Annotated in this window: 10 protein-coding genes; 6 read left to right on the forward strand and 4 right to left on the reverse strand. The window is 38.3% G+C overall.

Annotation, left to right across the window (positions count from 1 at the left end; all coding sequences use genetic code 11):
• Nucleotides 1-21 precede the first annotated feature (21 nt).
• Nucleotides 22-1,524, reverse strand: a complete 1,503-nt coding sequence (gene gltX, locus ACOKFD_RS12305) for a glutamate--tRNA ligase (RefSeq protein WP_422858192.1) — start codon at nt 1,522-1,524, stop codon at nt 22-24.
• A 33-nt stretch (nt 1,525-1,557) separates the two neighbouring features.
• Nucleotides 1,558-2,619 carry an alkane 1-monooxygenase gene (locus ACOKFD_RS12310; protein WP_422858193.1) on the reverse strand — a complete coding sequence of 354 codons (1,062 nt, stop codon included), beginning with the start codon at nt 2,617-2,619 and terminating at the stop codon, nt 1,558-1,560.
• Nucleotides 2,620-2,693: 74 nt separating this feature from the next.
• Between ACOKFD_RS12310 and ACOKFD_RS12315 the strand changes: the two genes are divergently transcribed.
• From ACOKFD_RS12315 to ACOKFD_RS12340, 6 genes are all read left to right on the forward strand, one after another.
• A complete protein-coding gene (locus ACOKFD_RS12315) occupies nt 2,694-6,104 on the forward strand; it encodes a hypothetical protein (RefSeq protein WP_422858194.1) in 3,411 nt (1,136 codons plus the stop codon).
• A complete protein-coding gene (ybeY, locus tag ACOKFD_RS12320; protein WP_422858195.1) occupies nt 6,097-6,516 on the forward strand; it encodes an rRNA maturation RNase YbeY in 420 nt (139 codons plus the stop codon). The genes ACOKFD_RS12315 and ybeY overlap by 8 nt, the downstream gene beginning before the upstream one ends.
• A 2-nt stretch (nt 6,517-6,518) precedes the next feature.
• Nucleotides 6,519-8,387: a tRNA uridine-5-carboxymethylaminomethyl(34) synthesis enzyme MnmG gene (gene mnmG, locus ACOKFD_RS12325; RefSeq protein WP_422858196.1), complete on the forward strand. Its 1,869-nt coding sequence runs from the start codon at nt 6,519-6,521 to the stop codon at nt 8,385-8,387.
• 84 nt (nt 8,388-8,471) lie between these two features.
• Nucleotides 8,472-9,014 (forward strand): hypothetical protein, encoded by a 543-nt coding sequence (locus tag ACOKFD_RS12330; RefSeq protein WP_422858197.1) that lies wholly within the window; start codon nt 8,472-8,474, stop codon nt 9,012-9,014.
• Nucleotides 8,992-9,831, forward strand: coding sequence for a class I SAM-dependent methyltransferase (locus tag ACOKFD_RS12335; protein WP_422858198.1), 840 nt, complete (start codon nt 8,992-8,994; stop codon nt 9,829-9,831). Before ACOKFD_RS12330 ends, ACOKFD_RS12335 begins: the two co-directional genes overlap by 23 nt.
• Nucleotides 9,832-10,058: 227 nt before the next feature.
• Nucleotides 10,059-10,565, forward strand: a complete 507-nt coding sequence (locus ACOKFD_RS12340) for an OmpH family outer membrane protein (protein WP_422858199.1) — start codon at nt 10,059-10,061, stop codon at nt 10,563-10,565.
• A gap of 51 nt (nt 10,566-10,616) precedes the next feature.
• On the opposite strand, the gene ACOKFD_RS12345 is transcribed toward ACOKFD_RS12340, so the two are convergent.
• Nucleotides 10,617-11,000 (reverse strand): DoxX family protein, encoded by a 384-nt coding sequence (locus ACOKFD_RS12345; RefSeq protein ID WP_422858200.1) that lies wholly within the window; start codon nt 10,998-11,000, stop codon nt 10,617-10,619.
• Nucleotides 11,001-11,009: 9 nt separating this feature from the next.
• On the reverse strand, nt 11,010-12,161 hold the full coding sequence (locus ACOKFD_RS12350) for an ATP-binding protein (protein ID WP_422858201.1): 1,152 nt from the start codon (nt 12,159-12,161) through the stop codon (nt 11,010-11,012).
• Between the last annotated feature and the right edge of the window lie 56 nt (nt 12,162-12,217).

Consider the following 12,217-nt stretch of genomic DNA (forward strand, 5'->3'; position numbering starts at 1 on the left):
AGAAATCAAGTTGATGGTGGCTTAGATATACGATACTGCTTTCTCGATACGGTATATTGTTTCCTCTTTTCCAATCATTTCAATAATATCGAAGAGATGTGGTCCTTTTAAATCTCCTACAATACTTAAACGTAAAGGTCCCATAACTTTTCCAAAGGAGAGTTCTTTTTGTGCAATCCAATCTTTGATTTCGCTTTCAATGGTTTGTGATGTAAAATCGGGCACCGCTTCAATTAATCCTGAAATCTCTCGTAATATAGCTGGGGTATCTTCCTTAAATTGTTTTTTAACTGCTTTTTCATTGTATTGAGAGGGCGGCACAAAGAAATAACCGCCTAAACTCCATAATTCAGAAACAAAATTGGCTCTCTCTTTGATTAACGAGACTACCTTTTCCGTATAATCCTTGCTTTTATCGTTTAGTTCCGCATGGTTCTGGCCCTCGAGTTCAATAAAAAGTGTAGCCAATTCAGTATTTGACTTTTGCTGAAGATATTGATGATTGAACCACTTTGTCTTTTCTGGATCAAAGCGCGCTCCGGATTTATTGATGCGTTCCAAACTGAAGGATGCAATGAGTTCATCAAGGGAAAACAGTTCTTTTTCAGTACCTGGATTCCAACCCAGTAGCGCCAAGAAGTTAATCACGGTTTCAGGGAAATATCCACTTTCCCTATACCCCTGCGCATCATTCCATTGAAGGGGAAAGACAGGGAATCCTCCCTTTTCTCCATCACGCTTACTTAATTTACCTTTTCCCACCGGCTTCATAATCAAAGGCAAATGGGCAAACTGTGGTGCCTGCCAACCAAATGCATCATAAAGTAATTGATGAAGCGCCAAAGAAGGAAGCCATTCTTCGCCACGAATCACATGGGAAATCTCCATTAAATGATCATCCACAATGTTGGCGAGGTGATAGGTGGGCATGCCATCACTTTTAAACAACACCTTATCATCTAGAATATTGGTGTCTATGGTAATTTCTCCGCGAATACTATCGTGTAAAATAAGTTCTTGGTCCTTGGGTGATTTAAACCGAATTACATAATCCTCACCGGCATTTACTTTTTTCTGGACTTCTTCTTGGGTGAGCGAAAGGGAATTGGAAAGTTTTTCCCTGTTGTGCCAGTTATAAATAAAGGTTTTTCCCTTAGCCTCGTGGTCTTTACGGTGATAATCTAAAGTTTCAGGAGTATCAAATGCATAGTAGGCATGTCCTTTTTCTATAAGCTCAAGAGCGTATTGTTGGTAAAGATGCTTTCGCTCACTTTGGCGGTAGGGTCCAAACCCTCCATCTTTTCCGGGTCCTTCATCAAAAGGAATTCCACACCAGTCCAATGCTTCTATTATGTAAGCTTCCGCTCCTTCTACATACCTGTTTTGGTCAGTATCCTCTATCCTAAGGATAAAGACGCCATTGTGTTTTTTGGCATAGAGATAGTTAAACAATGCCGTCCTAACACCTCCAATGTGTAAAGGACCTGTTGGGCTGGGGGCAAAACGAACCCTAACTTTTGACATACCTTAAAAATTTTTTCAAAGGTATGAAAAGCACTATGCGATAGAAAGCGAATTTGTGGGTTTCATGTCTTTGGGAACCCTTGGGTTCATGACATAAAACCAAAGCGGAGGAACTAATGAAAGCACCATTGAGGTTGGATAACCGTAGGGCATTTGAGGTGATATGTCGTGGTAGTCGAGTATTTGATACTTTTTTGATGATTTATAATGGTGGTCACTATGCCTAGTCAGCTCATACAAAACAATTCTTCCTATAACATGGTTACTGTTCCATGAATGACATTCCCTTACCCGTTCATATCTTCCAGAAGGCATTTTTTTTCGCTTCAAACCATAGTGTTCTATATAATTTACGGTCTCGAGCAACAAGAAACCAACAATTCCTGAACCTATTGCAAAAGTTAGCCCCAAACTTCCGAATAGGAAATAGATTGTTATTAAAAACAAAACCTGGATAAGCGTGTACCAAAACATATCATTTTTGATACTTAGAAAATGCACGCCCTCCTTTTGCAATAGGGTTTTTTGAATTTTCCATGCATTAGTATATTGCCCAGTGGTTGAGGTGAACCAAAAAGAATAAACACTTTGATTGTAGGAGGCCGTAGCGGGGTCTTCTTTAGTTGCTGCCTTGGCATGATGACCGAAGTTGTGTTCAATATAGAAATGCATATAGAAGGATGGCAACAGAAGCAATTTGCCTAGAAACCTTTCAGGAGTGTTTTGTCTATGCCCCAGCTCATGACCCACATTTATGCCATTAACACCAAAAACTATTCCTATGGAAAAGACCAATCCAATAATCTCATAAGCTTGATAAGTTGTAGTGGTGATATCAAAAAGAGTGTAGATTAAAAAGAAATAAACTACTGGAACGTTTAGATAAAGCAACCAATCAAAAAGGCGGCTTTTTTTCTTCTGTTCCCTTTCTTCTGGAGAAAGATTAGAGGAATCGACGGGAAGAAGAATCTCCAATAAAGGGATGATTGCAAAGGTGTAAAAAGGTGTAAAAAAACTCCAATATCCTTTAAAATAAAGGCTTATTACAGCAGAAACGGGTATGGTAAATGCGGCTAAATACTTCAAATCTTTCATAGGAGGGCCTTTTAACAAAAATTTTTTAAGACAATTGCAGGGTATCGGGTATCTTGTAATAAATATAAAATATTTTGAATAGTTATCAGGGTGTTTTGGCGAAGTTGGAAGGCTTCACAAAAAGATATTATACCAAACAATTAATTCAAGGCGCACTACTTTTTGGAGGCCTTGGGCTTTTGTTTTGGTTGGCCATAACTTCAGTAGAGTTTCTTTTCTGGCTCGATGGAAGTTGGCGCTTGACGCTGTTTGTAATCTTCCTTATAGTAGAGCTCTTCCTGCTATATCGGTTTATAATAATTCCAATCTTTTATCTCTTTAAAGTCAAAAAGGGATTATCAAATAAAGAGGCTTCTAGATTAATTGGAATCCACTTTCCAAAGGTCGAAGATAAGTTGTTCAATCTTCTGGAACTTGCAGAAAACCCATCAAAGTCCGAACTGTTAGAGGCCAGTATTGAACAGAGGTCACAAAACCTAGCTGTTTTGCCCTTTCAAGACGCTATAGATTTTAAGGAGAGCGTTGGTTATGCAAAATACTTAATTGCGCCCGTTTTGGTTTTACTTCTGTTTTGGATATCTGGCAATATTGGACAGTTGATGAATTCACACAGTAGAGTGGTAAACTATGATTTAGCCTATGAAAGACCGGCTCCCTTTTCCTTCACGCTGCTCAATACCAACTTAAAAGTTTTGGATAATGAGCCTTTTACAATCGAGTTCGCCATAGATGGGGATTTGGTGCCGGAAAATGCCTCAATTGTGTTTGGGAGCAAGTCTTTATTGATGAGAAGAAACGGAAACAGGTTTCTGTATACGGTTCAACCACCTTTTAATGATAAGGAATTTTATGTTTCTGCAAATGGATGGGACTCTAGAACTTATAATATTGAAAGTATTAGTACGCCCACCTTGGTGGATTTTACTATGAGATTAAATTATCCTGCTTATTTGAATAAGGGTGCAGAAATTGTAAATGGAAGTGGCAACGCTGTGGTCCCGGAGGGAACGCGAATTGAATGGGAGATTAAGGGAGCGTTTGTTGATAAGATAGAAATGACCTCTCTGGATACAGTTGAAGTTTTCGGGTTAAGCGAGGAAAAGTTCAAGATGGTTAAACGTCTTTATAGGAACTTGGACTATGCCATAAGTACTTCGAATGAAGAAGTAGCGGACTTTGAATCATTACGCTATGCGATTGATGTGATTCGAGATGCTTCACCAAAAATTGAAGTAAGTCAGGTCTTGGACTCGTTAAACCCTAATCAGTCCTTTTACACGGGTCAATTATCAGATGATTATGGACTTTCAAGTTTGAGTTTGATTTATTATGAGACGAATAATGAGCAGAACAAACGAAGGGTTTTGTTGGAGTCAGTGAGTGGAAGTGGGCATCAATTTTATTACACCTTCCCTTCAGGCGTAGAGATTCAACAAGGCAGGGATTATAAGTTATATTTTGAAGTAGTTGATAATGATGGAATTAGAGGAGGTAAATCAACAAAGAGCAAAGTATTTAGTACGAAAGTTTTGAATGATAACGAATTGATAAACAAAGAGTTAGAGCTTCAGGACAATCTTTTGAAGAAGTTTGATAAGTCTTTAGAGGGGTATAGGGAACAGCAAGAAACGTTGTCTAAAATAAACGAAAAGCAAAAGGAAGGAAACAGCTTCAATTTTGAGGAGAAAACCAGAATCAAAGATTTCATTCAAAAGCAAAAGGAACAGGAGCAGCTAATGGAAAAGTTTAGCAAGCAACTGAATGAAAGTTTGGAGAAAAATGAAGAGGGAGATGAGTTAAAGCGATTGCTTCAGGAAAGATTGGAGCGACAAGAACTTGAGGCCAGGAAAAACGAAAGGTTGCTGGAGGAGTTAGACAAGCTTGCAGATAAAATAGAAAAGGAAGAGCTAAAAAAGAGATTGGATGAATTATCCAAGAAGCAAAGTTCCAATGCCAGAAATTTAGAGCAGATTCTTGAGCTTACAAAAAGGTATTATGTTACCGAGAAGGTCTCTCAACTTGCTAAGGAATTGGATAAACTTTCACAGGAACAAGATGAACTAGCGGAAAAGAAAGCGGAGGACATAAAATTAAGCAATGAGGAAAATGTCCACACTCAAGAAAAACTGAACAAATCATTTGAAGAGTTGGCAAAAGAGCTAAGTGAGCTTAAAAAGGACAATGAAGATTTAAAGAAACCTTTGCAGATTGATGTAAAAGAAAGAAGCCAAGAATCCATTAAGCAGGATCAAAAAGAGGCGTTGCAGGAGCTTCAAAAGGACAAGGAGGCTTCAGACGGTGAAAAGCAAACACAAGAATCTAAAAAGGCAAAACAAAAACAAAAGTCCGCGGCTCAGAAAATGCAAGAGTTGAGTCAATCTTTGCAGCAGAGTGCTTCTGCTGGAGGCGGTTCTTCAGACACTGAGGATGCCGAAATGTTACGACAAATTTTAGACAATCTCGTTACATTTTCTTTTAAACAAGAACAGCTTTTTGAATGGGTTGAGGAGTCCGATGTGGATGTTTCGCAATATGGAAAAATGGTTAGGAATCAAAATGAGCTAAAAGATTTGTTTGAGCATGTGGATGATAGTTTGTTTTCACTGTCGCTGCGAAGAGCGGAGTTGTCCGAGTTTGTCAATGAACAGATTACAGAGGTGTATTATAACATTGATAAATCTTTGGAAAGTCTAGCCGAGAATCAAGTTTTTCAAGGTGCGTCTTATCAGCAGTATGTCATCAATGCAACAAATTCCTTAGGTGATTTTCTTGCGAATATACTGGATAATATGCAGCAGAATATGCAGCCTGGTCAGGGCCAAGGCCAAGGCGGACAGGATTTTCAGCTGCCGGACATCATTAAAGGGCAGGAGGGCTTACAGGAAAAGCTTGATGGTTCAGGACAACAGGGTAAGAAAGAAAGTTCTGGTGAGGGTGAATCACAAAAGGATGCTCAAGGTTCAGGTAAGGACGGTAAAGATGGAAAAGAAAACGAAGGAAAAGAAGGAAAAGAAAAGGGTTCGTCAGGGCAGGAATCTGGGGGAGCTTCAACTGGGGATGAAGAAGAACTTGGGTTTAATGAAGTATACGAAATATATAAGGAGCAGCAGTTTTTGAGACAACAATTGGAAAAACAGTTGAATGATTTGATTAGGGAATCGGATAGAGATTTGGCTAAGAAATTGATTCGTCAAATGGAGGATTTTGAAAATGATTTAATTGAAAATGGCATAACACAAAGGACCAAGAATAGGGCAAACTCAATACAACATCAGTTGTTGAAGTTGGAAAATGCGGCTTTAAAACAGGGTCAAAAAAAGGAAAGGGAAAGTGAAACCAATCTTGAAAAATACAAAAATCCAATTACTACAAAGCCTGAACAGCTGATAGATAACCGCAGTGATGTTGAGATATTAAATAGGCAAACACTACCTTTGCGCCGTCAATATGACAAAAAAGTGAAGGAGTATTTCAGGAATGATTGATTTTCATTTTGAATCAGATTTTATTCTAAACGACATTTCAAAGTTTTCCGATTGGATTAATAGAATAATAACGGAAGAGAGTTTGGTGGTTGGTAAGCTGGACTATATTTTTTGTGATGATGATAGACTATTATCCATCAATCAAGAGTATTTGGGCCATGATACGTATACCGATATTATCACTTTTGATTACACGGAAGGAAAGGTTATTTCGGGGGACATCTTCATTTCTACAGACCGGGTAAGGGAGAACTCAAAAACTTTTCAGGTAGATGAACAAGAGGAGCTTTTGCGAGTCATGAGTCATGGGATACTGCATTTGGCAGGTTATGGGGATAAGTCTGAGGAAGAGATTGTTTTAATGAGGGCAAAGGAAGAAGAAAAAATAAAAATGTTCCACGTGGAACAATAATTATGTTTGAAAAGGAATATGATGTAATTGTGGTTGGAGGCGGCCATGCTGGAGCCGAGGCTACTGCTGCAGCTGCGAATATGGGATCAAAGACATTGCTGGTCACTATGAATCTTCAGACCATTGGACAAATGTCATGCAATCCTGCAATGGGGGGAATTGCGAAGGGACAAATTGTTCGGGAAATAGACGCGTTAGGTGGATATAGTGGAATTGTTACCGACAAATCTGCCATACAGTTTAAGATGCTCAATAAATCCAAAGGTCCGGCTATGTGGAGTCCGAGAGCGCAGAATGACAGAATGCGTTTTGCAGAAGAATGGCGATTGATTTTGGAAGGAACTCCCAATGCTGATTTTTACCAAGAAATGGTCTCAGGACTTTTGGTTGAGGGAAACACGATTGTAGGTGTTCGGACATCGCTTGGAATTGATATTAGGTCTAAGGCTGTAGTGTTGACCAATGGAACCTTTCTAAATGGGTTGATTCATATTGGGGAAAAACAGTTTGGTGGAGGAAGGGCTGGAGAAAGGGCTGCCACGGGAATTACGGAGCAGCTTGTTGATTTTGGATTCGACACAGGAAGAATGAAAACGGGGACACCTCCTAGAGTAGATGGCCGGTCTTTGGATTATGAAAAGATGATTCCGCAACCCGGCGATAGTAGACCCGAAAAGTTTTCATATCTGGACACCATTGTTTTAAAGGAACAAAGGGATTGTCATATGACGCATACAAGTGAGTTGGTTCATGATCTGCTGCGCGAAGGCTTTGATCGTTCGCCAATGTTCAATGGAAGAATTAAGAGTATTGGACCCAGATATTGCCCATCCATTGAAGATAAAATACATCGATTTGCGGATAAGAATGCGCATCAGATATTTGTGGAACCTGAAGGATGGAATACAGTAGAGGTATATGTAAATGGGTTCTCCACTTCCTTGCCTGAAGATGTTCAATACAAAGCTCTGAAGTCGGTAAGGGGATTTGAGAATGTAAAGTTTTTCCGTCCAGGCTACGCTATTGAATATGATTATTTTCCACCAACACAGTTAAAACATACACTTGAAACCAAGCTCGTTGACAACCTATATTTTGCAGGGCAAATTAATGGAACAACAGGGTATGAGGAAGCTGCTTCTCAGGGTCTGATGGCAGGAATAAATGCGCATCTGAAAATAAGAGAACAAGAGCCATTTACACTAAAAAGAGATGAGGCGTATATAGGTGTGCTGATCGATGATCTGATTACTAAAGGCACTGAAGAACCCTATAGGATGTTTACCTCCAGGGCAGAGTATCGAACCTTATTGAGACAAGACAATGCAGATTTGAGGCTAACGCCAAAAGGATATGAACTTGGTTTGGCCTCAAAAGAAAGACTCAAGTTGATGGAAGAGAAGCAAAGAAAGTCTGATGACTTCATTCACTTCTTTAAAAAGACAAGCTTTGACCCGGAGGAAATTAATCCAATTTTAGAGCGCGTTGATTCTGCACTGGTTCGTCAATCCGATAAGCTATTCAAAGTTTTTTCAAGGCCAAAGGTTAGCATGGACCACATGCTTGAATTGGAATCCGTTTCTGATTTTGTTTCTGAAAACCAACTGGGCAGAGAAGTCCTAGAGCAGGCTGAAATTCAAGTAAAATATTCAGGGTATATTGAAAAAGAAAAGAATAATGCGGACAAGTTGCATAGGTTGGAAAATGTCAGGATACCAGATTCTTTCGATTATTCAAAACTGAAATCCTTATCATACGAAGCGCGGGAAAAACTAGAGCAGATACGCCCCGTAAGTATTTCACAAGCTTCTAGAATAAGTGGAGTTTCCCCCGCTGACATCAGTGTGTTGTTGGTTTTTTTAGGAAGGTAATGTAGGTGTTCCACGTGGAACAAGAAGGCGCTTGGTTTGCAATTTGGACTGGTTTTTGTTGTCATTTCAGACAATTCTAAACCAATGAAAAACTACCTCAGCATTTTCCTTATATTCTTTTTGTTCAGTTCTTGTATTCCGTTAAGAGTTGCACCCAGTATTAAGGATTATAAGATTGTAAAAGGCAAAAAATTTAGAAGAAGTCTTCCTAAGAAAACCGTTTATGTATTCGAGGATCCTAAAGAAGCAAACGAGTTTTACGATTATGTGAACATTAAATTTGACTTGGAAGATTTCTCTGTAGATGTAGATGTTCCATTTTATGTCAATAACAAAAAATATGCTTTTTCGTTTTACGAAGTTGAAATACCAGATAAAACCATTAATCTAATTCCAGTAGTGGCAGATGCTTTGCTAAGTAGGGCTGATATGGATCCGGTTTTTGATGAAATTCATGAGACAAGAAAAGGAAATTTTTATATTGCTATGGAAGTATACGATGAATTGGGAAATGATATTTTATTGGAAAACTCTTCAGACAAAAAGCAGGTCATACAATATCTTTCAAATCTAAAAAATGAATATTTAAATACGCATAATTATAATGAAGTTGTATTTAAAAACTAAAGACTACTCATTTTCGAATGAGGAATTTGATTTGATTTGGGACGAATCAAAGGACATGCTATTTACCAAACCAATACCGGATAATCTTGATGCGTTTTACCAAGGAGACAACTATATTTCACATACGGATTCAAAAAAGTCAGTAGTTGATGGTTTATATCAGGCTATTAAGGCAAAGAATATCAAAAATAAAATACAATTAATTGAAAATCAAGGATATAAACTAAAAAAACTACTGGATATTGGCGCAGGCACCGGAGATTTTTTGGTTTTTGCCAATCAACAAGGATTTACGGTCTCTGGGGTGGAACCCAATGAGAAAGCCAGAGGAAGAGCTCAGCAAAAAGGGATTAAGCTTACTGAAGATTTAAGTGGACTATCGGATTCAAGTTATGATGTTATAACCTTATGGCATGTTTTAGAACATCTTCCAGATTTGAATCATCAGATTAAAACAATCTCTAATCTTCTTAATGATTCTGGAATTTTGGTGATAGCCGTTCCAAACTTTCGTTCTTGGGATGCAAAGCATTTCGGAAAGTATTGGGCCGCGTACGATGTGCCTCGTCATTTATGGCATTTCTCGCAAAGTTCAATTCGCGTGCTTTTTAAAGAACACGGGATGAAAGTAAAAACAATCAAGCCTATGTGGTTCGATGCATTTTATGTCTCGTTACTTTCAGAAAAATATAAGGGAAATAGATTTTATCTTTTTAGTGCTTTCTTTAAAGGTTTATGGTCCAATATCCATGCAATCTTTACGAATGAGTATTCTTCCATGATTTATGTTTTAGAAAAGAACAAAAACAGGGAATAAGGCGCGATATGAGACTTTCTAATTAGCAGGCATGTATTTATACGAATAAAAGAAGAAAAGGCATTGCAGAACGTAAAAAAGAAGCCATTAAAATAGAAAAAGCCAATCTTTATCTACTTTCCCCATAGTTTTTTCTTATCCCTTTTGATGAATGAGGTACAATTCGTAAAACTTAACGATATCATTAAAAAAGCTTTTCTATTTTTGCCCATCTTTAAAACACAAGGATGAAGAAAATTGTAATACCTATAATCGCTTTGTTGGTCATGTCTTGCGAACAAGATAAAATTGGATATGTGGACAACGTCAAACTGATGGATGGTTATCAAGAAAAGATAGACATCGAGGCAAAGTTCAAAACCAAAGTAGAAGCTTTGACCAAAAAGAGAGATAGTATTTCCCAAGCATTCCAGATAGAATTGCAACAGTTCCAGACCAAGGCACAAAAGATGTCACAAAAAAGTGCCCAAGAGGAATATGCCGTACTTCAGCAAAAGGGACAGTTTGTGGGAAATCAATTGCAGCAAGAAGAGCAGCAATTACAGCAAACCAGTCAAACGGAAATGGATTCTTTGGTTAGTAAGGTGAAAAAAGAAATTAGAGCCTATGGCAAAACTAATGGCTTCACCTATATTTTAGGCGGAGGAGATGGAGGAAGTGTTCTTTATGGAAAAGAGGGTAAAGACCTTACTGACGAATTATTGAAGATACTCAATGATAAGTACAAGATATAGTAAGAGCTATTCCACTACGATATCGATAAGGCCCATTAAAAATGGGCTTTTTTATTGCAACAAAAATACCAAAAAAATCGCAGGCATAAAGTAAATCACAATGGTCCTTGCCCCATCATAATCTTTGGCAACACGTTGACCCAATAACAAAAACAATAAAGTGATGCAAGAGAGTATTGCGGAATATATAGCCAAAGAACTGGAATCAAAAGTTGCAAATTGAATGGCGCCAGCAACGGCCAAAACACCAGAAACACATTCCAAAAGAAGGATAACACCTAAAAGCAATGGGACCATATTTTTAAAAATGGTTTCTGAGAAATGACCTTTGAGCCATCCTAAGTTTCCTTTCCAATCTACAATTTTATCCAATCCGCTTTGGATGAATGTAATGGCCAAGAAAACCAGCAATATGATTTTTGTTATATGTTCCATAAGGTATAATTAAGCTGCTTTTGCGTGAAGCAGTCGAGTTAGTTTGATGGAAAGATCGGTAAAGATAACCTTAGCGTTACCATTTCGTTCCACATGATAGATGGCTTTTTCTATTTCTTGCACAATTTCCATGATATTATTTTCATGAACAAAGGGTGCGAATTTTTTAAGATTAAAGTTTACGGTGTGCATCTTTAAGTAAACCAATGAACCTACATTATAGTTCAGAAATAGTGCTTGTCGCATTACCGTGATGCAGTAGTTCAAAAACTGCTTCTGCACTTCTCTTCCCGTTTTGGAGACCTCATCGCTCCAGAGTACAAGATCATGGACCGCACTCTTATTGCCCTTGGCTTTAAAAGCGCTTCTCACCCATTGCACAAACCACTGTTCAAAAACCAAATCCTCAGAATCTTTCTTTACCAAATCCAGTGCTTTGTTGTAGTTTCCATTGGCTTCTTGAGCAATAGAAAAAGCCTCAGATTTTTCTACCCCCCTTTCTTCCAATGCTTCGGTTATGATGCTTTCGGGCAAAGGTGGAAAATGAAGTATTTGGCAACGTGACAAAATAGTATTGATAATCTGTTCTTCCTCCTCAGCAATAAGCAATAACACAGTTTTCTCCGGAGGCTCTTCAACCAATTTCAATAACTTATTGGCTGCTGCTGTGTTCATCTTTTCGGCCATCCAAATAATCATCACCTTATATCCTCCTTCATAAGATTTTAAAGAAAGCTTCTTCACAATATCCTGTGCCTCGTCAACCCCAATCTGACCTTGTTTCTTTTCAATACCTACCAATCGATACCAATCAAAAAGATTTCCATAAGGCTGTTCCTTTACAAATTGCCTCCATTCCTCAATGAACAGATCACTTACGGCATGTGATTTTACCTTATCTGAATTGGATACTGGAAAAGCAAAATGAAGATCAGGGTGGGAAAGTGTATTGCATTTAAGATTGCAAGCTTCATTACCGCCTTCATTTTCGCCACCAGTGTTTTTGCATAACAAATATTGGGCATAGGCTATGGCCATGGACAAAGCACCACAACCTTCTGGACCAATAAAAAGTTGGGCATGTGCAACACGCCCGCTATCCGCGGTAGCGGTTAAATGCCCTTTAATATGATTAAGCCCCAAAATGTCTTTGAACAGCATAAGTCAAATATAAGTTTTAAGTTCTGATGGATTGGGCTTTCACTTTAAAATTATAG

The sequence above is a fragment of the Flagellimonas ulvae genome (assembly GCF_049333175.1).
In the GTDB taxonomy this organism is placed as follows: Bacteria; Bacteroidota; Bacteroidia; order Flavobacteriales; family Flavobacteriaceae; genus Flagellimonas.

Coding starts and splice junctions, on each gene's coding strand:
- gltX (WP_422858192.1), bottom strand. CDS start 1,524: ATGTCAAAAGTTAGGGTTCGTTTTGCCCCCAGCCCAACAGGTCCTTTA.
- ACOKFD_RS12310 (WP_422858193.1), bottom strand. CDS start 2,619: ATGAAAGATTTGAAGTATTTAGCCGCATTTACCATACCCGTTTCTGCT.
- ybeY (WP_422858195.1), top strand. CDS start 6,097: ATGATTGATTTTCATTTTGAATCAGATTTTATTCTAAACGACATTTCA.
- mnmG (WP_422858196.1), top strand. CDS start 6,519: ATGTTTGAAAAGGAATATGATGTAATTGTGGTTGGAGGCGGCCATGCT.
- ACOKFD_RS12330 (WP_422858197.1), top strand. CDS start 8,472: ATGAAAAACTACCTCAGCATTTTCCTTATATTCTTTTTGTTCAGTTCT.
- ACOKFD_RS12335 (WP_422858198.1), top strand. CDS start 8,992: ATGAAGTTGTATTTAAAAACTAAAGACTACTCATTTTCGAATGAGGAA.
- ACOKFD_RS12340 (WP_422858199.1), top strand. CDS start 10,059: ATGAAGAAAATTGTAATACCTATAATCGCTTTGTTGGTCATGTCTTGC.
- ACOKFD_RS12345 (WP_422858200.1), bottom strand. CDS start 11,000: ATGGAACATATAACAAAAATCATATTGCTGGTTTTCTTGGCCATTACA.
- ACOKFD_RS12350 (WP_422858201.1), bottom strand. CDS start 12,161: ATGCTGTTCAAAGACATTTTGGGGCTTAATCATATTAAAGGGCATTTA.